Source organism: Nocardioides sp. (assembly GCF_036503465.1).
GTDB lineage: Bacteria > Actinomycetota > Actinomycetes > Propionibacteriales > Nocardioidaceae > Nocardioides.
In genome coordinates this window covers 10,536-31,911 of record NZ_DASXWU010000034.1, presented here as the reverse complement: position 1 = coordinate 31,911, position 21,376 = coordinate 10,536, and the positions used below count along the sequence as shown (strand labels likewise).

Sequence of the window (21,376 nt, the reverse complement as noted above, 5' to 3'; positions counted from 1 at the left end):
GCCCGTGACCCTACTCGTGGGAGACGGGCCCCTTCTCGGTCAGTTGGCGATCCAGCCGAGCTGCTACAGCAGGCTGGTCAACAAGTGGTACTGCACCGACTACCTCAAGGACCGCCACCACGACCTGACCTCGGCGCTCGGTCAGCATCTGCAGATCACCGCCTGGTCGCTCGTGCTGGGGATCCTGATCGCCTTCCCTCTCGCGCTCCTGGCGCGACGGGTGCCGTGGCTGCAGGGCCTGATCCTCGGCACCAGCACGATGATCTACACGATCCCCAGCCTGGCGCTCTTCCCTCTGCTGGTGCCGTTCACGGGGATCAGCATGAACACGGTGGTGATCGGCCTCGCGCTGTACGCCCTCACGATCCTGGTGCGCAGCATGCTCGCCGGCCTGCTCGGCGTCCCGGAGGAGGTGCGCGAGTCCGCCACCGGTCTCGGCTACGGCCCGATGCGCCTGCTGGTCCGGGTCGAGCTCCCCCTCGCGCTGCCGGTGATCATGGCCGGACTCCGGGTCGCCACGGTCTCCACGGTCGCTCTCACCACGGTCGGCACGCTGGTGTCGTACGGCGGGCTGGGCAACCTGATCCGCGACGGCGTGCAGAACAACTTCAAGGCGGAGATCCTCGCCGCGAGCGTGCTGTGCGTGGTGCTCGCGGTGGTCCTGGACGCGGTCATCGTCGGCGCGCAGTGGGCCGCGACCCCGTGGACCCATCGGAGGCGGACGGCATGAGGAACCTCCGCGACGCCTGGCACTACCTGACCACCGGTGCCAACTGGGGTGGCTCCGAGGGCATGTGGCACCTGCTCGTGCAGCAGCTGCTGCTCACCGTCACCGCACTGGCAGCCGCGATGCTGATCGGGCTGACGCTCGCCCTGTGGCTGGGCCACCTCGGCCGGGCCGGGTTCCTGGCCGTCAACGTCACGAACGTCGGCCGGGCGGTCCCGACGTTCGCACTCCTCGCGATCCTGGTCACCCTCCGTCATCCCGGCACCGCGACCCTCGGGCCCTACGGTCGTGCCGGGCTAGCGACGCTGATCGCGCTGACCCTGTTCGCACTTCCGCCGATCTTCACCAATGCGTACGTCGCGGTGCGCGAGGTCGCCGCGCCGGTCAAGGAGTCGGCGACCGGCATGGGGATGACCGGGTCGCAGCGGTTCTGGAGGGTCGAGCTGCCGCTCTCGATGCCGCTGATCGTGTCCGGCATCAGGCTGGCCCTGGTCCAGGTCTGGGCCACGGCCACGATCGCGGCCCTGGTCGCCGGCCCGGGGCTCGGCACCCTGATCACGGAAGGCTTCTACCGCACCGACTACCCCAAGGGCATCGCAGCGGCGTTCGTGGTCGCGGTCGTCGCGTTCGTGCTCGAGGTCGGCAGCGCCCTCCTCGAGCGCGCCGTGGACCCGAATCGTAAGGGAACCGCAACCCGCAGCGGCTTGCCCCGGGATCGCGTCGCCTCCGGCGTTGGAGGATGATGGGCGATCCACGCCCTGGTAGGGGGGCACCGGACACGCGCGTCGCACCGCGGCGCGGGACACAGAAGGTGAGATCCAATGCAGTCTCGACGTCTCCTGGCCGGGGTGGTGGCGGTCAGCGCCGCACTCCTCACGGCTTGCGGCAGCTCCACCAGCAGTAGCACCGCCGGCGACACCGGTTCGACCGGTACGACGGACAAGGGCACGGTCCGCATCTCGGGGCAGAACTTCACCGAGGCAGAGATCGTGGCCGACATGTACGCCGCGGTCCTCCAGAAGGCCGGCTACAGCCCCGACGTACACCTCGTGGACACCCGCGACGTGTACATGAAGCTCGTCCCGGACAAGATCGACGTCGTGCCGGAGTACACCGGCGCGATCGTGGAGTTCCTCAACGGCACCTACAACGGCAGCAACGCCAAGCCGATCACGGTCTCGGACCCGCAGAAGACCATCGACAAGGCCAAGCCGTTGCTGGACAAGAAGGGCATCACGCTGCTGAACCCGTCGCCGGCGACCGACGCGAACGCGTTCTTCGTGACCAAGGCCTACTCCCAGCAGAACAACGTGACGACGCTGTCCGACCTCAAGGGCAAGTCGGTCACCCTGGCCGCGGCACCCGACTGCAAGGGCCGGCTGGACTGCGAGGGTGGCCTGTCGTCGGCGTACGGCATCAAGATCACCAAGATCCTGCCGCTGGGCTACGCGAGCCAGCAGACCTACGACTCGGTCATCCACGGCGAGTCGCAGCTCGGCGAGACCAGCACCACCGACGGCACGCTGGACAGCCAGGGTCTGGTGCTCCTGCCGGACGACAAGCACATCCAGCCCGCCCAGAACCTGGTGCCGATGGTGTCGACCTCGTTCCTGCAGGCACACCCCGACGTCGCCGAGCCGCTGAACCAGCTGATGGCCAAGCTCACCACCGACGACCTGACCAAGCTCAACGCCGAGGTGTCGGTCGACCGGCAGAAGCCGGAGGACGTCGCCCAGCAGTGGCTGTCGCAGGCGGGCCTGATCTGACACGGGTCTGAGCCGGGGGTCCCCGTGGCATCGGGGACCCCTGATGGCCTCTCGCGTCCTCGTCCAGGGCCGCGGTTACCATGCCCGGCATGCCGCCCCGCCCGCCCGGCGATCCCGCGATCCCCGACCTGCGGGCGTTGGGATCGATCGTGCCCAAGGGCGCGTCCGGCCGTCGGGTCGCGGTGCTCGTGGCGCACGGAGGCGTCCGGGACCGGCTCGAGGCCTGGCTGAGCGAGCTGGCGGATGACCGGGTCCTCGTGCTCACGCCCGAACCGGCCGACCTCCCCGGGTACGACGTACCGGTGCGCGCCGCGCGCGCCCTCACCGAGGTCACCGATCACCTGCGACGGTCCGGCGCCGTCGACCTGGTCGTCGACCTGCTGGCTACCGACCGGCTGCCGGAAGGATGCCCCGACCACCGCTCGCTGCTGGCGGCCGTGCTCCCGCACCTGACTCGGCACGGACTGTTCGTCCACGACCGGGTCGCCGCACCGGGCGACCTGGGCGGCGGCTTCGGAGGACTGGCCGGAGTCCTCGACGACTCAGCCGATGCAGCGTTGGGGGACAGTGTCCGCGCCGTGATGCTCACGCACGAGCCCATGGTCGTCAGCAAGCGCTACCGCCACTACCTGCTGCTGCGCGAGATCGACGTCCCCGAGGTGCTGGTCGCGCGAGAGCCGGCTCTGTCGGTCGACGAGCTGGCGGCCCTGCCCGAGGGTCGCGTCGACTCCCGGACCACGGTCCACCACCACGGTGCCGCGCCGACGATCGCGCCGATGAAGGACGTGCTGCACCACCCGCGGCTGGTGACCCGTCACTATCGCGGGCCGGTCGCGATGAGCGGACGCACGCTGATGTGGTCGGGCAGCACGGTGCTCCCCGACTCCTTCCGCTGGCATCTCGCGGACGACCTCGGCAACCCCCACCTGGTCGATCCCGCCGGGGAGTTCGCCCGGCTCAAGCGGCGGCTCGTCCCGGAGCGCTCCCTGGACGGCGACTTCTACCAGCTGGAGTCGGCGTACCCGAGCCACTTCGGACACGTCCTCACCGAGGTGGTGTCGCGGATGTGGGGCTGGGACGAGGCGAGGCGCCGTCTGCCCGGGCTCAAGCTGCTCTTCCACCCGCGCCGTGACTTCGACCCCGAGGTCGAGCGGGCCGTCTTCTCGGCGTTCGGGATCGCCGACGACGACGTCGTTGGTGCCGATGGACCGGTCCTGGTCGGCTCCGTGGTGTCGGCGACGCCGATGTGGCACAACGCCGAGCCCCACTACGTCCATCCGGGGATCGCCGAGGTCTGGGAACGGATCGGGGCAGGGTTGCGCCCGCACGAGTCGGACGTCGTGACCTCGCCGCGGATCTTCGTCTCGCGCTCCGACGCCACGGCCAACAACGACCGGATCTGTCGCAACCTGAGACAGGTCGAACGCCGGTTCGCCGACCGGGGCTTCACGATCCTGTATCCCGAGCAGCACCCGCTGCCCGACCAGGCGCGGCTCTTCCGCGAGGCCCGGGTGGTGGCCGGCTTCGGCGGCTCGGCGCTGTTCAACGTGATGCACACACGTCGCCTCGAGGCGCTCGTGGTGCTCAACCACAGCGGCTACTTCGCCCGCAACGAGCACCTGTTCGCCGCCGTCAAGGGCGGAGAGTCGCACTACTTCTGGTCTCCGCCGGACCGGTCTCCGGCCAACCCGCGGTCGAAGCAGGCGCTGCGAGCCGGCTGGGAGTTCGACCTGCCGGGACTCGGGGACGACCTCGACCGGCTGATCACCAGGCTCTGACTGCTCTGGCGCCGGCGGGCACCGCGCGCGTCGTTACGATGCCGAGCATGCTTCCCCGGTCACGCGTCCGCGAGATCGGGCGCTCGGCGGTACGCACCTCGTGGGGACGGCTGCCCGGACCGGTCCGGGCGCGGCTGCTCGGCGCGGTGGGTCCCCGGGCCGGATTGACCGGTGCCGAGATCGGGCTGGTCTCGGTCGTGATGGTTCCGGAGGAGGGCGACCGGATCGAGGGCTGCGTGTCGTCGATCCGCGGGCAGAACCACGCGCTGCTGGACGTGGTGGTCAGCCCGGTCGGGCGCGCCGCGGTCGAGCTGCCCCCCGACCGGCGCTTCCGGAGTGTCGCTCCAGCGGCCACGGCGTACGACGCGGTGCGCCGCGGGATCGCGGCGGCCTCGGGCCGGTACGTCGTGCTCGTGCGCGGCTGCGACCAGCTACTGCCGCACGCCCTCGGCGACCTCACCGGGGCCCTGGCGACGAGCGGCTCGGACCTGGCGACCGGTCTCCTCGAGCAGACCGGCGAGCCCGAGCCCTGGCTGCTCCGGGCGCAGGCGGACGCCCACCGCGAGCCGCTGACCTCGGGGCCGGTGCCGGCGGCCCTCGCCGGTGACCTCACGCTCGCGAACAAGGCGCTCACCCGAAACCTGGCGCGCCGTCTCGAGCTCGGTTCCCACGACGACTGGCTCTGCTCGCCGGCTCTCGCGCGACTGCTGCCCGGGCTGACGGTGGACGTACTCGACCGGCCGGTGGCGCGGTACGCCTGGGGCCGCGGCCACCGGGCGTTCGGGGCACGGCCCGACCCCCTCCCGGAGCTCGATGCCTGGCTCCGGATCTCCGACGACGTGTGCGCGGCCGTCGAGGGCACGCCCCTCGAGGACGGCTGGCGACGCCACTGGTACGACGTGCTGCTGCCGAGGTTCGTGGCGGACGCCGAGCGCGCGGACGACGCGACCTGGCGGCGCCTGGTGGAGCTCAGCCCGGTCCCGGACGGTGTCGGGCTGCGGGTGTCGTCGCGTTCCCTGTTGAGTCTCGCGGCCGCGGGCCGGCGTACCGAGGTCCAGGCGTTGGCCGCCGAGCTGGACTCGCTCGGCGACGACGTCCCGACCGAGCTCACCTCCGAGGGACCGGTGGCGGTCTGGGGGTCGGTGCACCTGTCCGCGGAGGATCGCCGGCTCGGTGACGAGGAGACCCGGATGCGCGTGCTCGTGGTCCGGGTCGCCGAGACGGATGCCGGCCGGGACGTCGACCTGTGGGTGCGCATCGCGGGCGTCGACCTGGCCGCCCACCCGCTCGAGCTCACGGTCGACGCGGACGGCACGGAGGTCTCCGTGCACCGGCGCCCGGACCGGAACGCCGACCGGTGGGCCGGCACCCGCTTCCAGTCGGCCGCCGAAGGCGCGGCCCGGGTGACCGTCCCTGCCGGGACCCGACGGCTGCGGGTCGTGGCGCGCGTGCACGGCCTGGTGCGCTCCGCATGCGTCGTACTGCCGCCGCGGACGGCGGACGGCGAAGGACGCGGGCCCGTGGTCCAGGAGATCACTCTCGACGGCGAGCTCGTCGTGGTCCGGCTCGACCGGCCGGTCGAGGGGCTGCGGCTGCGCGGTCCGGGTACGGACGTCCCGGGCGAGCTGCGGCCCGACGGGACGGTCGCCTTCTCGACCCGCCGTGATCTGTACGGACGCCAGGTCTGGCTGCCCACCGCGGTCTACCGCCTGCATCGCCCGGCCGGGCTCGGCGCCGCGACCGCGTGGCGTGAGCGCCTGCCGGTCGAGGCCGTCGGCGAGCGGCACCGGATGCGGGTCCTGGCCGGTGGCGGAGGACCCGGGGAGATCCACCTCGGTCCGCCTCGGGCCGACGACGAGCTCGGCGCCTACGGGCAGGAGCGGCTGCGCGCGGCGTACCTCGTCGATGATCGGGAGACCGACCCGGGGCAGTGGTACTTCGAGAGCTTCGCCGGGCGGTCCGCCACCGACACCCCGCTCGCGCTCTTCGAGGAGCTGCGACGTCGCCGCCCCGACCTCGAGCCGGCGTGGGGGATCGTCGACCACGGGCATTGGGTGCCGTCCGGGGCGCGGCCGGTCGTGATCGGGTCACGGGAGTGGTACGGCGTGCTGGGCACGGCCCGGGTGCTGGTCACCAACACCGAGCCCGAGGCGTGGTACCGCCGGCGCCCCGACCAGCTGGTCGTGCAGTGCTTCCACGGCTACCCGTCGAAGGCGATGGGGCTGTCCCAGTGGGAGGCGCGCGAGCTGCCGCCGCGCCGGATCGCGGTGATGCGGCGGCGCAGCGTCGAGTCCTGGGACCTGATCTCGACGCCGACGCCCGAGATGACCGAGGTCTACCGCGAGCAGTACGGGTACGCCGGACCGGCCGCCGAGCACGGCTATCCGCGCAACGACATGCTGCGCGGACCGGACGGGGACGCCGTGCGTGACCGCGCGCGGCGACTTCTCGGCGTACGACCGGACCAGACGGCGGTGCTGCACGCGCCCACCTGGCGCGACCACCTGGCGACCCGGCCGCGGGCGGCGGCGATGTCGGAGCACCTCGACGTCGACGCCGCGGCCGCCGCCCTGGGCGACTCGCACGTGCTGCTCCTCCGCGGACACCGCTTCCACACGCCGGGTCGGTCGCGGCGCGGCGTCGTCGACGTCACCGAGCACCCCGAGGTCAACGAGCTGATCCTGGCCTCGGACGTCGCGGTGCTCGACTACTCCTCGATCCGGTTCGACTACGCGCTGACCGGCCGCCCGATGGTGTTCCTGGTGCCGGACCTCGCGGACTACACCTCGGGGGTCCGCGGCTTCCTCTTCCCGTTCGAGGACACCGCACCCGGCCCGCTGGTCTCGACCACCGAGGAGGTGGTCGCCCAGGTCCGCGACGTCGCCGCCCTGTCGGCCGCCTGGTCGGAGCAGGTCCGTGCCTTCGACGCCCGCTTCAACCCCCACGAGGACGGCCACGCCGCCGCCCGGATGCTGGACTCGGTGCTCGCCCTGCTGAACGCTGACCCGGCTCTTGCCGACGCGCACAGACGCTGACCCGGCTCTTGGCCACGCTCATGGGCGCCGACCCGGCTCTTACCCACGCTGACCGGGCTCCTCGGGTTGGTCACGAAGAGCCGGGTCGGCGTCGTACGACGTGGCGAAGAGCCGGGTCGGCGCACTACGGCATGCACCTTCTGCCGGGTCAGCGCGGGCTAGGCGTCAGCGCGGGGCACGAAGACTGCGTCGACCAGGCGGGCGGAGGCGTGGCCGTCGTCGAGGTCGGCGTACTCCCGGCGGAACCTGGCGCGCTGGGCGGCGGTACGGCGTGCCAGCCCGTCGAGGTCGCGGACCAGGGCCGCCACCTCACGCGTCGTGGTGACGTGCGGCCCCGGAGCGGTCGGGGCGTAGGGGATGACACCGCCGCGGACCGCGTCATACTTCTCCAGGTCGGGCACCAGGAAGATCATCGGCTTGTCCACCAGCGCGTAGTCGAACCGCAGCGAGGAGTAGTCGAGCACGGCGCAGTCGGAGGCCAGGATCAGGTCGTTGACGTCCGGATGACCGGTGACGTCGAGGATGTTCGCACCGCCCTCGTGCCGCCCGCCCGCCCGGGCGTTGAACGCGTGGCCGCGCACCAGGAACGTGTAGCGCGGGCCCACGTCGCGGGCAGCGTCGAGCACGTCGAAGAAGTCGATCCGCTCGGCGGCCATGTCGTCGGCCGACATGTAGTCGCGGAACGTCGGCGCATACATCACGACCCGCTGCTCGTCCGCGATGCCCAGCACCTTGCGCACGCGCTCGCGGATCTGCGGCGCCTCCTCCGACTGGAGCACGTCGTTGCGCGGGTAGCCGATCTCGAGGATCTCGGGCGTCGCTCCGGCCGGGTCGAGGAACGCCGCCTTCAGCAGCGGCGTCGCGTACGTCGCGGGCGAGACGAAGTAGTCCCACGCGCGCGCCCGTCGGTCGAAGCTGTTGATCTGTCCGGCCGGGAAGCCGCCCTTCCGCCACCACTCATGGCCCATCACCTTGTAGGGGTAGCCGTGCATGGTCTCGATCAGGACCTGCCCACGCGGCTTCCGGTACCACTCGGGCTGGTGCACGTTCACCATCACGTAGCGCGACGTGGCCAACGCCTCGTGCCACTCCGGTGTCCCCTCGAGGAGCCGCACGCCACCCTCGGGCACCGGTACCGAGTGGTCGCGCACCGACCAGTAGCGCGTCAGCGGAAGACCTCGGCGCCCGAGCTCGTGGTGCACGCCGAGCATGTTGCAGTTGGCGACCTCGCCGTAGAGCGACCGGAAGAACACGCTGTCCTGGGTCGCCTCCTCGACGCGCGCCGCGCGCCGTAGCCGGTACTGGTTGCGCTGGCCGCGGACGTCGTCACCGAGCGGCTCCTGGAGGTTGAGGCTCAGCACCGGCACGTTGCCCGGGATCACCTCGGCGAGCGCGCGGAACCGGTGCTGCAGCTCGTCGGCCGGCAACAGGTCGAGCACGCCGGACGACGGCGTGACCGGCAGGTCCTCGTCGCGGTCGTGACCCGCGGCCCGCAGCATCACGGCGTACCTGCTGGGCGGCAGGGTCAGGTCGTCGTAGCCCCATCGCGCACCCGCGAGCGGGAACGTCATCGCATACCCTCCGCCGAGGTCGCGCTCGAGGGTGCCGGCCACGTCGAGGTCGGCGCTGGAGAGCACCGGTGCGTACGCCGCGAGGTCGAGGGACGAGTGCACGTGCACGATCAGCGTCTCGTCGCCGAGGGCGTACGCCGTGGCGACCGGCACCCGGTCCATCACCTCCAGCTCACCGGCCGTGCTGCGCGTCAGCCGGCGATGTGCGGACGGGTCGTCGATCTCCGCCGGGGACGTCGCCGTGCCGGGCGCCGCCAGCATCGGGGTCCACGTGCCGTCGTGATGGCGCACCCGGATGCGCAGGGGCCGGGTGATCACGCCGTACGACGTGCTGTTCGACGTCGGCATCGGCAGCGAGGCCAGGTCGAGCGCGACCTGCCACTCGCCGGTGCGGCCGGTCGGCTCGGGAACGGCCGAGAGCAGCTCACGGCGCTCGTGGTCGATGTGGCTGACCACGACCCGGGCGGGGGCCGACGCGCGGAACCGAACGCTCACGACTCCGTCCGGGCCGAGCTCCTGCGACACGGCGTACGCCAGTGAGAGCGCCACGCGCACCGCGAGCTGCCGCTCGTCGCCTCGCATCACGGTCCGTGCCACGCCGCCAGGGGCCAGGTGAGCCTGAGGGACCGCGGACGAACCCGCGGGAGACGCCTCCCGCAGCCGCGAGGTCCGGCGCACTCCGGCGGCGGTCATCGTGACCTCGATCGACCAGTCCTGCTCGACATCGGCCGGGATCCGGTCGGCGCTGATCCGGGCCCGCCAGCCGCCGGGACGGTAGTTGCAGTGCCAGTGCACCGAGATCAGGTCGAGGCGCGGCTCGTCGAACAGCGCGGTCTCGAGCGGGACGCGCGTCGTGCCGTCCGCGGAGACCAGCTCGACGGCCAGCTCGGGGGGGTTGGCCTCGAGGTCGAGGTTGCGGATGTAGGCCCAGCCCTCGAGGCCGAGCTCGTCGCCCTTCCAGACCACCCGCATCAGCCGGCTCACCAGGTCGAGCTGGCGGTCCGACAGGATGTCGACGTCGTCGGGAAGCCCTTCCGTGAGCGGCAGCGCGATCCGGATCCCTTCGGGCGTCGCCCTCGTCGGGTAGCGTCGCGCGTCGCTGCCCCAGTTCTCGAGGTAGTCCACGGCCGCCTCGCGGCGGTCGTTGGCGATCAGCTCGACCAGCACCTTGTCCTGGGCACCGACGCTGTGCACGAACTCCTCGCGCGAGACGCGGCCGACGAGGTCGAGCACGGCCGTCCGCAGCAGCGTCCAGAACTCAGGGCCGCCCTTGACCAGGTGCCGGGTGAAGAACGGCATGTTGTACGAGATCAGCTGGAGTGCGCGGATCTCGACAGCCCGGTCCTTGCCGGCCGCACGGAGGGCGTCGAACGACGCCGCGACGGCGAGGTTGTGCGCCTCGAGGTTGCCCGTGGACCAGGCGCTCTGGGAGATCGACGACCGGTCGTTGCGGATGCGCCACGACACCGAGACATTCGGCACCACGTCGAACGCCTTCGCCTGGGCGAACGCCGCTGCGCTCACGGGCTGGTCCTCGTAGATCCTTCCCTCCGGGAACCGCAGGCCGGCGCGGTCCCAGAACTCCCGCCGGTAGGTCTTGCTCCAGGCGACGGCGTTCACCATCGCTTCGGGGAAGCTGTCGAGGTCCACGCCGAGCCGCTTGCGGGCATGCGCGGATCGGATCCAGGAGCCGGCCGGGATGCGCCTCGTGTTCTCGAGGCGGTCGTAGCAGGACAGCACGAAGTCCGAGCCCGACTCGCGCAGGGCGTCGATCGCGGTGGTGTAGGCATCGGCGGTCACGACGTCGTCGGAGTCGACGAAGGTGAGGTACTCGCCGCGGGCGTGCTCGATGCCGGTGTTGCGGGCCGCGCTCAGCCCGCCGTTCTCCCGGGTGACGACGCGCACCCGGAGGTCGCGCAAAGCGTGCCGGCGCGCGATCTCGCCACTGCGGTCGGGGCTGCCGTCGTCGACGACGATGATCTCGATCTCGCGGTAGAGCTGGAACCGCAGCGAGACCAGGCACTCGTCGACGAAGTCCTCGACCAGGTAGCAGGGCACCACCACCGACAGCAGTCCCGGGACGTAGCCACCTCGGTGGATCGCCCGCCGCGCCCGGATGCGCGCGCCGTCGGTGGCGCGGCGGGCGCGGTCGGGTGCGCCGCGGGCGAGACGCTTCACCCGGTCGAGGTGTACGTCGGACAACCGGGCGGCGGTGAGGCGGTTCGGCATCGGTCCCTTGGGTCGGTGCGTAAGGCGGCGCGCCTCATGCTACTGGCGCCCTGACCCAGCTAACCCAGATCGTCCTGGCCGAGGCCGCCCGGATCCGCCAACGGGTCGAGCTGGCGGAGGTCGAGCACGTGGCCGGTGCCTTCGGAGAGGAGCACGTCGATCGAGGCCTCGGCCACGAACCGGGAGTCGAGCAGCGAGTGGGGCGGCTCCTCCCCGAACGCCTTGGTCCGCATCGGCGTACCCGTGCGCTCGGGGTTGACGCAGTTGACGCGGACGCCGCTCTCGGCCCATTCCTCGGCCCAGGCCTGGGTCAGGTTGACGACGGCGGCCTTGGCCGAGGAGTAGAGGCTGTACCCGCTGCGCCCGCGGGTGTAGCTGCTCGAGGTGAACAGCAGCAGGCTTCCGCCGGTGCGCTGCAGATGGGGGTAGAAGACCTGGGCGATGAACACCGGCGCCAGGTAGTTCACGTCGGTGGCGGCGTAGATCGTCTCCTCGCTGGTCTCCAGCAGCGAGCCGCGCGGCAGGATCCCGGCGGTCGCGACCACGTAGTCGATCCGGCCGTGCTTCTCGGTCACCTGCTCGGCGACGGCGACCAGGTCGGACCGACGCTCGACGTGGGTGTTCGTGCTGGACCTGCTGAACGTCTCGACCGTCGCGCCGTGCTCGCCGGCCAGCGCCGCGATGTCGGCGCCGATGCCGTAGCTGCCGCCGAGCACCACCACGACCTTGCCGTCGAGGGCGGCCCGGTACTCCTCCGGGCTGTGCCCCTCGGGCACGAAGCTGCTGGTGAGCTGGAAGAGCTTGTCGGCGAGGAAGACGTCGATCGGGTCGGTGATCTTGATGTTCCGCTCGTCACCGGTCACGACCCAGATCGGCACCTCGGGCAGGTAGCGGAGGACGACGCCGCAGTCGTCGGTCGCCGTGAACTCGGGATCCTGCATCGCCAGCTCGTACGCCGCGCGGAGCACGGAGGCGCGGAACGCCTGGGGCGTCTGTCCCCGGCGCAGCAACGACCGCTGTGGGATCGCGCGGATCGTGTTGTCCCGCGGATCGATCTCGATGATCGTGTCGGCGGACGGGATCGCGACGTCGACGGCGTCGTACCGCTCGAGCGCCTCGAAGCACTCGGTGATGATCCGCTCGCTGAGCAGCGGCCGCACGGCGTCGTGGAAGAGGACCGAGCACTCCGGCAACGTCTCGAGCGCCTTCAGGCTGGTGTGGTTACGCGTCTCGGCGCCCTCGTGGATCTGGGTGACCTTGTCGTAGCCGCCGTTGCGCACCATCGCCCGCACCGCGTCGAGGTGTCCGGGCGCCATCATCACGACGATCTCGTCGACCATCGGGTGGGCCTGCAGCAGGGCCAGCGTGTGCTCGAGGATCGTCCTGCCGGCGATCTTGATCAGCTGCTTGGGGATGTCGAGCCCCAGCCGGGCGCCGACGCCCCCGCCCAGGACCACCGCGACGCGCGGAGCGGCCGACGGCTCGCTCACGACGACGCTCTCCGCAGGCGGCCCACCGTACGTCGGGCGAGGTCACCGACACTGTGGCCGCCGGGCCCCTGCTCGGCCGCCTCGCGCAGCTCCTGGCGCATCTCCTGGCGCACCCTGCGCGCGATCCTCCGCTTCTCGCTCCGGGCGAACGCGCCCGTCCGGGTGCGGGCGACGTCGAAGCACTCGTCGTAGTAGGCGCTGAGCTCCAGGCGCAGCTCGTCGAGGGTGTCCCGCGTCGTGACCTGCTCGTCGGCGCCGCTGCCGACGAGCCCGCCGTACGCGTCGTAGGTCCGGGTGGCCAGGTCGAGCACGCGCGCGGGCAGCTCGAGCTCGTCCCAGTCGGCACTGGAGCGGTGGAGCGTGGGGTCGACCAGGTCACCGGCGTCGGCGATCTGGTCGTCGGTCGCGTGGTCGAGCAGCCCGATCCCGAGGCCGGCGTCCGCCCGGGTCAGGGCCGCGCGCCAGTCCGTGAGGAGGTCGTCGAACCGGACGGTGGCGCGCGCCAGGTCGCGGGTGCGGGTCTCGATGCCGAGCATCATCGTCATCCACCCGACCACCCGGGTGGTGTTGTTCGTGCGGGTGCCGTAGGCGATCTCGCGGGAACGCATCACCTCGGCCGGGTGGCGCAGCATGGTCGCGACCCTGATGTCGGCGCCCACCTTGGCGGCGGCCACGCGGTGCAGCCCGATGAACCAGCCGAGGCGTGGGTCCTTGACCACGATCCGCTCGTTCTCGGCGAACTGGCCCTCGTACCACTCGACCAGAGGATCCAGCGCCTTCGCGTCCTCCGCGGCCTCGTCGGTCAGGGCCCACGCCTCGGGACGCCCGTCCTCGATGACGACGTCGACCGACGAGAGCAGGTCGTTGTGGTAGTCGACCAGCCAGCGCGGCTCGCCGAAGCCGCGCGGGTTCGACCGGTTGGCGCTGACCTCGGGCTTCGGGATGAGGAAGCCGAGCCGGGCGGTGAGGCCTGTGAACAGGCTGGTGCCGCTCCGACCGGATCCGGCCACCACGAGCATCTGCCGTCGGCCGGACCGCGCCGAGGTCTCGCCGTGCATGGGGGAACTCTGTCACATTCTCGACGGCCCGGACCTGCGCGTCGGTCGAGCGGCGAAGGTGCCCGCAGGACCGCGACGGATAGACTCCAGCGGGCCGGACGCGAGTGGAGGGTCGGCATGTCGACGGAGTCCGCGCAGGTCCCCGGGCCGCTCCCCGAGCGGGCGGTCCTCGTCCACATCGGCCCGTACAAGACGGGGACCACCGCGATCCAGAGCAGCCTCCACCAGCACCGGGCCGAGCTCGCAGCGGCGGGCGTCACCTATCCCGGCGGGTACCACCGGCAGATGCGCCCGAGCTGGGCCCTGCTCGGTCGCAGCCGCGTCGGCGAGGACGACGTACCCATGTCGGAGTGGGACGACCTGGTCGCCGAGGTACGCCGTGCGCCCGGCCGTGTCGTGATCTCCAGCGAGGACTTCTCCTCCGCCCGGCCCGAGCACGTGCAGAGGCTGGTGGACGACCTCGGCCGCGACCTGGTCCACGTGCTCGTGGTGGCCCGTCGGCTCGACAGGCTGCTGCCGTCGGCGTGGCAGGAGCGCGTGAAGTCGGTGAACGAGACCCGCACCTACGACGCCTGGCTCCGCGAGGTGCTGTCCGAGAAGCGCGGCGGCGCAGCGGCCCGGGTCTTCTGGCACAACCACGGGCTCGACGGCCTGGTCCGTCGGTGGCGTGCCGTGCTGCCACCGGAGCAGGTCGTCGTGCTGGTCACCGACGAGGACGACCGCGGCCGGCAGCAGCGGACCTTCGAGCGGCTGCTGGGCCTGCCCGAGGGCCTGCTCACCCCGGGTCGACACTCCAACACGTCGCTGTCGATGGAACGGATCGAGTTCTGCCGCCAGGTCAACCTCGCCGTCGAGGCGCACGGCTGGGTCGGCGACAAGCGACTCAACCCCGCGCGGCGTTCCCTGCTGGCCGGCCTGCGATCTGCGCCGCTCGCCGACTGGGAGACGCTGATCCCGCCGCTGCCGCGCTGGACGCTCGACCGGCTGACCCGTCTCAGCGATGCGCGCGCCGAGGCCGTCGCGGGGGCCGACGCCACGGTCCTGGGCGACCCCGACCTGCTGCGGTGGCACGGAGCCGGTGTCGGTGACGACCTCGGCGACCCGCCCGACACGATGCCCACCGCGGCCGCCGCCGGCGCGATGGAGCAGGCCCTGGCCGGCTCGCTCAAGGCCTTCCGCCGGCAACGTCGCCCGCGCGCTTCGTCGCCTGCTCCGTCGTCTGCTCCGTCGCCCGCGTCCACGTCGGCGCCACCCGTCACCGGCGTACCCGGTCGTGAGCTGGTCCGCGAGCTCGGCCGTCGGGTACGCCGTCGGCTACGGCGGCGCTGAGCGTCAGAGCCCCGGGCCCCTGAGTCGGGTACGTCACACGCGCGGTCCGTTCCGTGGCGCTCCGCGCCCGCGTAGCCTCGAGGGTGTTCTGGACACGTGTGGTACCCACACCGGCCGGGCATCTACGGACATCCTCGGATGTCGCGGGGGGCGTCGGTGGTCGGTGGGACTGAAGCGCAGAGGACAACAGTGGATACGACCTTCCGCGTGGGCGTGGTGGGCGCGGGCCGCGTCGGCGCGGTGCTCGCAGCGAGCCTTCGTCGCGCCGGCCACGACATCGTCGCGGTCGCCGGCGAGTCCGACGCATCGCGACATCGCGCGGCGGACCTCCTTCCCGGAGTCGCCATCCGCAAGCCCACCGACGTGGCCCGGGCCTGCGACGTTCTCCTGCTCACCGTCCCCGACGACATGCTGGGCAACGTCGTCACCATGCTCAGCGCGAGCGGCGCGATCCGTCCCGGTCAGTACGTCGTGCACACCAGCGGCCGGCACGGCCTGGACGTCCTCGCACCCGCCCTCGAGATCGGCGCGCGCGGCATCGCGATGCACCCCGCGATGACCTTCACCGGCACGGAGGTCGACCTGCCCCGCGTGCCCGGGTGCGTCTTCGGCGTCACCGCGTCTCCGGCCGAGCGTCCCGTCGCCGAGCGCCTGGTCGCCTACCTCGGCGGGACCGTGATGTGGGTCGACGAGGCCCACCGCACGCTCTACCACGCCGGCCTGGCGCACGGCGCGAACCACCTGGTGACCCTCGTGACCCAGGCGATGGAGTTGCTGGAGGCCGCCGGGGCCGACGACCCCGCCGCGACCCTGCGTCCGCTGCTCACCGCGGCGCTGGACAACGCGCTGGCCGAGGGCGACAGCGCACTCACCGGCCCGATCGTGCGCGGCGACGTGAACACCGTCCGCGCACACCTGGCCGAGATCGCCGCCACCGCGCCGGACACGCTCCCGTCGTACGTCGCGCTGGGCGCGGCGACCCTCGACCGCGTCGTCACCGACGGGCGCGTCCTTCCGATCCGCGCAGCCGCGATCCGCCGGCTGCTCGACGAGGCGCTTGCCGCGTCACAGGCAACGCACCCCGACCCCCGGACGCCGCTTCGATGAGCCCGCCCCCCCTCCTCGCGTCGACCCGCGAGGAGCTCGCCGACGCCCTCGCGCCCAGGCGACGGTCGGGCGACCCGGTCGCACTGGTGCCGACGATGGGCGCCCTGCACGACGGCCACGCCGCCCTGCTGCGGACGGCTCGCCAGCAGGCCTCGTCCGGGGTCGTGGTCGCCTCGGTGTTCGTCAACCCGTTGCAGTTCGCGCCGGGCGAGGACCTCGACCGCTACCCGCGCACGTTCGACGACGACCTGGAGCTCTGCGAGAAGGAAGGTGTCGACGTCGTCTTCGCGCCCTCGGTGGACGAGGTCTACCCGGGCGGCGAGCCGCTGGTGACCGTGGAGCCGGGGCCGCTGGCCGCCGAGCTGGAGGGCGAGTCGCGTCCTGGGCACTTCCGCGGCGTGTTGACCGTGGTGGCCAAGCTGTTCGGGCTCACCCGTCCGGACGCGGCCTTCTTCGGCGAGAAGGACTACCAGCAGCTCGTGCTCGTGCGCCGGATGAGTCGCGACCTCTGCCTAGGTGTCGAGGTCGTCGGTGTCCCGACCGTGCGGGAGCCCGACGGGCTGGCGTTGTCGAGCCGCAACCGCTACCTCGACCCGGCCGAGCGGAGCCGGGCGGTCGTTCTGTCCCGCTCCCTCCGTGCCGCCGCCGAGCGCGCGGCGTACGGTCTCCCGGCTGCGCGCTGGGCGGCGATGCGCGTCCTGGACGAGGTGCCCAAGAGCGAGCTCGACCTCGACTACCTCGCGATCCGCACCCCTGACCTGGGGGAGGTCACCGACCCGCACCCGGCCACGGCTACCCCGGCTCGAGTGCTGGTGGCGGCGCGCGTGGGCACGACGCGGCTGATCGACAACCTCCCGATCACCCTCGGTCCGGTCGGCTAGGAGCCGGAACGGCTCAGCCCGAGCCGGTCGCAGAGCCGGTCGCGCAGCTCGGGCACGGCGAGCTGCCCCTCGGCGGCCTGCCGGGTGGGCCAGGCGCTGATGTCGAGGCCCGAGAGGTCGGCGAAGAGCGACAGGTCGTCGGCGTACCGCCGGACCAGCCCTTCGACCGCCACCACCGAGGGTCGTGGTCCGGGATTGGTGGTCGGGCCGGCCATCCGCCGGGGCAGGGCGGGGTACGACGCGAAGCGGGGCAGACCGAGCAGGTCCGTCGCCCGGTCGAGCACCGCGCGCGGGTCGCGCAGCAACGCCCGGAACTCCACGAGCAGCCACTGCTCCGCGGGGAAGAGCGCCAGGGCGCGCTCGAGCTGTGCGCCGTACAGGCCACGGGCGAACGGCGAGCCGCGCAGCAGGGGTGTCGGCCCGGCGTCCGCAGCTACCGGCCCGGGCAGCTCGTCCGAGCCGTACCGCTCGATGGCCTCCGGGAGGTCCGGATAGCTCTCGTTCCGCCTGCGCTCCATCGACCAGTGGGAGAAGGCGCGCTCGATCGGGTCGCGGAAGCTGGCGAGCAGCTTCATCCCAGGGTCGTAACGGTGGATGCGCTCCATGGCCCCGGGGTAGAAGAGGTAGCCGGGGGTGGCGTCCCCGGCCACGCTCTGCGGGCCTCTGGCGGGGCGGCGGTAGTCGCTGTAGTCCGGCTGGCCCCAGTCCCGCGGCTCGAGGAAGAAGCGGAGCTCCTTCTGCGGGCCGCCGGCGACCTGCCTGTGCTTCACCAGCATCGAGTAGAGGCTGCTCGTGCCGGCCTTCTGCACCCCCACGATCGCGAAGGAGATCGGCAGCGACCGCTCCGCCTCGGCCAGCGCCGCGAGACGCCGTTGCCGGCGTTCGTAGATCGGCATCCGGTGACCTCCGGCGAGTGGGCGGGCGCCAGGCTGGTCGGGGTCGGGGACCGCGTGACCACTAGCCTGCGACCGTGAGCGTACGTCGTGTGGTCAGTCGCCTCGCGGCTCCCGAGCCGGGGTGGACGGTCAGCGCCGACGTCGTCGTGATCGGTTCCGGGATCGCCGGCCTGACGGCCGCGCTCCGGCTGCGCGGGCAGGTCGGCAAGGTCTTCGTGGTCACCAAGGACGTGCTCGACGCCGGCTCGACCCAGTGGGCCCAGGGCGGCATCGCGGCGGCGCTCGGCCCCGGAGACACCCCGGAGCAGCACGAGCGGGACACGCTCGTGGCTGGGGCGGGCGCCTGCGACGTCGAGGCGGTGCGGGTGCTGGTCGCCGAGGGTCCGGAGGCGGTCCGCCAACTGATCGAGCTCGGTGCGAACTTCGACCTGCACCCCGACGGTCAGCTCAGCCTGACCCGCGAGGGCGGTCACCGTCGGCATCGGATCGCGCACGCCGGCGGCGACGCTACCGGAGCCGAGATCCAGCGGGCGCTGATCGCGGCCGTCGGCCGCGCACCGGAGATCGAGGTCGTCGCGCACGCCCTCGCGGTCGACCTGCTGCTCGCGGACGACGGCGGTGTGGCGGGGGTGACGCTGCACGTCATGGGTGAGGGCCGGCGGGACGGCGTGGGCGAGGTGCGGTGCCGGGCGGTGGTCCTCGCCAGCGGCGGGCTCGGGCAGGTGTTCTCCCAGACCACCAACCCGTCGGTGGCCACCGGGGACGGGATGGCGCTGGCGTACCGGGCCGGGGCGGTGCTGCGCGACCTGGAGTTCGTGCAGTTCCACCCGACGGTGATGTGGCTCGGCCCCGACTCGCGGGGGCAGCAGCCGCTGATCTCGGAGGCGGTGCGTGGTGAGGGCGCCTTCCTCGTCGACTGGGAGGGGCGGCGTTTGATGCGGGGCGTCCACGAGCTGGCCGACCTCGCCCCACGCGACGTCGTGGCGAAGGCGATCACCCGCCGGATGACGGAGACGGGTCGCCCCCACATGTGGCTCGACGCCCGGCACTTCGCGCCGGCGTTCTGGGCTCGGCGGTTTCCCACGATCCTGGCGACCTGCGTGGCACACGGCGTCGACCCGGTCACCGAGCTGATCCCGGTGGCGCCCGCCTGCCACTACGCCTCCGGAGGTGTCGCCACCGACGTCTGGGGCCGCAGCTCCCTTCCCGGGCTCTACGCGACGGGCGAGGTCGCGTGCTCCGGGGTCCATGGCGCCAACCGGCTGGCCTCCAACTCGCTGCTCGAGGGGCTGGTCTTCTCGCGGCGGATCGCCGAGGTCCTCCCGGGCGAGCTGCGCCCGTGGTCCGACCCGGCTCCGGACACCCGGCAGCACGGGCTCGTCGACGGCTCCTGCCGGAAGACGCTGCAGGAGGTGATGACCGCGCGAGCAGGGGTCCTTCGCTCGGCAGCCGGGCTCCTCGGTGCGTCGGATTCGCTGGCCGGGCTCGCCGAGTCGGACGCGTCCACGGTGGACCAGGACGCCTGGGAGACCACCAACCTGCACGCCGTCGCCACCCTCCTCGTCGAGGCCGCCCTGCTCCGCGAGGAGACGCGCGGCTCCCACTGGCGCGAGGACTTTCCCGACCGCGACGACGACCGGCAGTCCGGTCACCACGACTGGTGGCTGCAGCAGGGCGAGCCGGCCCACGGTTTCCGACCCTCCGTACCCACCGATCTCACCGCTGCGGGACTCGCATGAGCATCGCCCGCACGCCGTACACCGAGCTGCCCGGCGCGCTGGTCGACGAGCTGACCCATGCCGGTCTCGACTCCGAGGACGTCTACCGGATGGTGGTGCGGGCGTTCGACGAGGACCTCCCCGATGGCGGCAGCGACGTGACCAGCAACGCCATGCCGCCGATGGGGTCGGGAGTCGGAGACATCGCGGCGCGGGAAGCCGGGATCGTGGCCGGGCTCGGCGTCGCCGAGCTGGTCTTCGTCTACGCGATGGGCTCGGACGTCGAGGTCACCCATCGGGTTCCGGACGGGAGCCGCGTCTCCCCAGGCGACGTCGCGATGCGCGTCGCCGGACCGGTGACGGACCTGCTCACGGCCGAGCGCACCGCCCTGAACTTCGCGTCCCATCTCTCGGGGATCGCCACCGAGACCGACCGCTGGGTCGCCGCGCTCGCCGGCACCCGCGCCCGTGTGCTCGACACCCGCAAGACGCTGCCGACGTACCGCTCCCTCCAGAAGTACGCCGTGCGCTGCGGCGGCGGCGTGAACCACCGGTTCAGCCTGTCGGACCGCGCGTTGGTCAAGGACAACCACGTGGTCGCGGCCGGTGGCGCCCTGCGGGCGTACGAGCGGGTGCGTGAGGCCAACCCCGGTCTGCGGGTCGAGGTCGAGGTCACCGACCTCGACCAGCTCCGGGAGCTGCTCGGGGCGGGCTGTACGGAGATCCTCCTGGACAACATGGACACCGCGACCATGGCCGAGGCGGTCCGACTGGTCGAGCGAACAGGCGCCGTCGGCAGGGTCACCCTCGAGGCGTCCGGCGGCCTCACTTTGGATCGCGCCCTCGAGGTGGCGCAGACCGGCGTCGACTTCATCTCGGTGGGGGGGCTGACGCACTCGGTGACGGCCCTCGACCTGGGTCTGGACATGCGATGACCGAGCGAGGCACCGTCCGGCTCCTGGCCGCCGACATCGGCAACAGCCACACCGTGCTGGGGCTGGTGCACCTGGGGGAGGTCGAGGACGACTGGCGGGTCGCCACCGTGGAGTCACGGACCGCCGACGAGTGGGCGGTGCTGATCCGCGGGCTGCTCGGCGCGCGCGAGGACGAGATCGACGGCATCGTGGTCTGCTCGGCCGTGCCGTCGGTCCTGCACCAGTGGCGGACGATGCTCGGCGACCACTTCGGTGCGCTCCCGAGCGTCATCGTCGAGCCCGGCGTGCGCACCGGTGTCCCGGTGCTCACCGACAACCCCAGAGAGGTCGGGACCGACCGGATCGTGAACGCCGTGGCAGCCGCCGCCCGGCACGGCGGCCCTGCCGTGGTCGTCGACTTCGGCGGCACCGCCACCACATTCGACGTGGTGAATTCGGACGGCCAGTACGTCGGCGGAGCCATATCGCCGGGCATCGAGATATCGCTGGAGGCGCTGGAGCGTCGCGGCGCCCAATTGCGCATGGTCGAATTGCGTCGTCCGCGCTCGGTGATCGCGCGCAACACCGTCGAGGCGCTCCAGTCGGGAATGGTGTTCGGGGTGGCCAGCGCCGTCGACGGAATAGTCGGTCGGATGATCGCCGAGCTCGGCGTGGACCCCGCCACCGTCTCCGTCATCGCCACCGGGTACCTGGCGGCGGTGGTGTACGACGAGTGCCGCTGCTTCACGGTCCACGACCCGTGGCTGACCCTGCGCGGGCTCGAGCTGGTCTTCGCTCGGAACCGTTGATCTTTTCGGGCGTTTTCCCGCGATATCGCCCGATCTATCCACAGACCCCGTGTCGGGATTGTGTCATA

The 21,376-nt window shown here is 72.1% G+C and carries 15 protein-coding genes; 11 read left to right on the top strand and 4 right to left on the bottom strand.

The window, feature by feature from the left end; all coding sequences use genetic code 11:
• Nucleotides 1-4 precede the first annotated feature (4 nt).
• The 5 genes from VGK78_RS05885 (at nt 5) to VGK78_RS05865 (ending at nt 7,306) form a co-directional block, all read left to right on the top strand.
• Complete coding sequence (locus VGK78_RS05885) at nt 5-730, top strand: ABC transporter permease (RefSeq protein WP_331526576.1); 726 nt, start codon at nt 5-7, stop codon at nt 728-730.
• The gene (locus VGK78_RS05880) at nt 727-1,470 is read left to right on the top strand and encodes an ABC transporter permease (protein WP_331526575.1); all 744 of its coding nucleotides are present in this window, start codon (nt 727-729) and stop codon (nt 1,468-1,470) included. The genes VGK78_RS05885 and VGK78_RS05880 overlap by 4 nt, the downstream gene beginning before the upstream one ends.
• Before the next feature lie 78 nt (nt 1,471-1,548).
• Complete coding sequence (locus VGK78_RS05875) at nt 1,549-2,493, top strand: ABC transporter substrate-binding protein (RefSeq protein WP_331526572.1); 945 nt, start codon at nt 1,549-1,551, stop codon at nt 2,491-2,493.
• Nucleotides 2,494-2,582: 89 nt separating this feature from the next.
• Complete coding sequence (locus tag VGK78_RS05870; RefSeq protein WP_331526570.1) at nt 2,583-4,271, top strand: glycosyltransferase family 61 protein; 1,689 nt, start codon at nt 2,583-2,585, stop codon at nt 4,269-4,271.
• Nucleotides 4,272-4,318: 47 nt separating this feature from the next.
• On the top strand, nt 4,319-7,306 hold the full coding sequence (locus VGK78_RS05865; RefSeq protein ID WP_331526568.1) for a bifunctional glycosyltransferase/CDP-glycerol:glycerophosphate glycerophosphotransferase: 2,988 nt from the start codon (nt 4,319-4,321) through the stop codon (nt 7,304-7,306).
• 158 nt (nt 7,307-7,464) lie between these two features.
• Here VGK78_RS05865 and VGK78_RS05860 read toward each other — a convergent pair whose 3' ends face one another.
• The 3 genes from VGK78_RS05860 to VGK78_RS05850 are packed head-to-tail and all read right to left on the bottom strand — an operon-like array spanning nt 7,465 to nt 13,654.
• The gene (locus VGK78_RS05860; RefSeq protein ID WP_331526567.1) at nt 7,465-11,106 is read right to left on the bottom strand and encodes a bifunctional glycosyltransferase/CDP-glycerol:glycerophosphate glycerophosphotransferase; all 3,642 of its coding nucleotides are present in this window, start codon (nt 11,104-11,106) and stop codon (nt 7,465-7,467) included.
• Nucleotides 11,107-11,165: 59 nt separating this feature from the next.
• Nucleotides 11,166-12,596 (bottom strand): bifunctional cytidylyltransferase/SDR family oxidoreductase, encoded by a 1,431-nt coding sequence (locus tag VGK78_RS05855; protein WP_331526566.1) that lies wholly within the window; start codon nt 12,594-12,596, stop codon nt 11,166-11,168.
• Nucleotides 12,593-13,654, bottom strand: a complete 1,062-nt coding sequence (locus tag VGK78_RS05850) for a hypothetical protein (RefSeq protein WP_331526564.1) — start codon at nt 13,652-13,654, stop codon at nt 12,593-12,595. The genes VGK78_RS05855 and VGK78_RS05850 overlap by 4 nt, the downstream gene beginning before the upstream one ends.
• 117 nt (nt 13,655-13,771) lie before the next feature.
• Between VGK78_RS05850 and VGK78_RS05845 the strand changes: the two genes are divergently transcribed.
• From VGK78_RS05845 to panC, 3 genes are all read left to right on the top strand, one after another.
• Nucleotides 13,772-14,983 (top strand): hypothetical protein, encoded by a 1,212-nt coding sequence (locus VGK78_RS05845; protein ID WP_331526562.1) that lies wholly within the window; start codon nt 13,772-13,774, stop codon nt 14,981-14,983.
• A gap of 189 nt (nt 14,984-15,172) precedes the next feature.
• Complete coding sequence (locus tag VGK78_RS05840; protein ID WP_331526561.1) at nt 15,173-16,090, top strand: Rossmann-like and DUF2520 domain-containing protein; 918 nt, start codon at nt 15,173-15,175, stop codon at nt 16,088-16,090.
• On the top strand, nt 16,087-16,971 hold the full coding sequence (panC, locus tag VGK78_RS05835) for a pantoate--beta-alanine ligase (protein WP_331526559.1): 885 nt from the start codon (nt 16,087-16,089) through the stop codon (nt 16,969-16,971). Before VGK78_RS05840 ends, panC begins: the two co-directional genes overlap by 4 nt.
• Here the strand turns inward: panC and VGK78_RS05830 are convergent.
• Nucleotides 16,968-17,867 carry a sulfotransferase gene (locus VGK78_RS05830; protein ID WP_331526558.1) on the bottom strand — a complete coding sequence of 300 codons (900 nt, stop codon included), beginning with the start codon at nt 17,865-17,867 and terminating at the stop codon, nt 16,968-16,970. The two genes, panC and VGK78_RS05830, sit on opposite strands and share 4 nt — an antisense overlap.
• Before the next feature lie 74 nt (nt 17,868-17,941).
• Between VGK78_RS05830 and VGK78_RS05825 the strand changes: the two genes are divergently transcribed.
• From VGK78_RS05825 to VGK78_RS05815, 3 genes are read left to right on the top strand one after another with little or no spacing between them, the layout of a single operon-like run.
• The gene (locus VGK78_RS05825; RefSeq protein WP_331526557.1) at nt 17,942-19,606 is read left to right on the top strand and encodes an L-aspartate oxidase; all 1,665 of its coding nucleotides are present in this window, start codon (nt 17,942-17,944) and stop codon (nt 19,604-19,606) included.
• Nucleotides 19,603-20,520: a carboxylating nicotinate-nucleotide diphosphorylase gene (gene nadC / locus VGK78_RS05820; RefSeq protein WP_331526556.1), complete on the top strand. Its 918-nt coding sequence runs from the start codon at nt 19,603-19,605 to the stop codon at nt 20,518-20,520. The genes VGK78_RS05825 and nadC overlap by 4 nt, the downstream gene beginning before the upstream one ends.
• The gene (locus tag VGK78_RS05815; RefSeq protein ID WP_331526555.1) at nt 20,517-21,308 is read left to right on the top strand and encodes a type III pantothenate kinase; all 792 of its coding nucleotides are present in this window, start codon (nt 20,517-20,519) and stop codon (nt 21,306-21,308) included. The genes nadC and VGK78_RS05815 overlap by 4 nt, the downstream gene beginning before the upstream one ends.
• Nucleotides 21,309-21,376 lie beyond the last annotated feature (68 nt).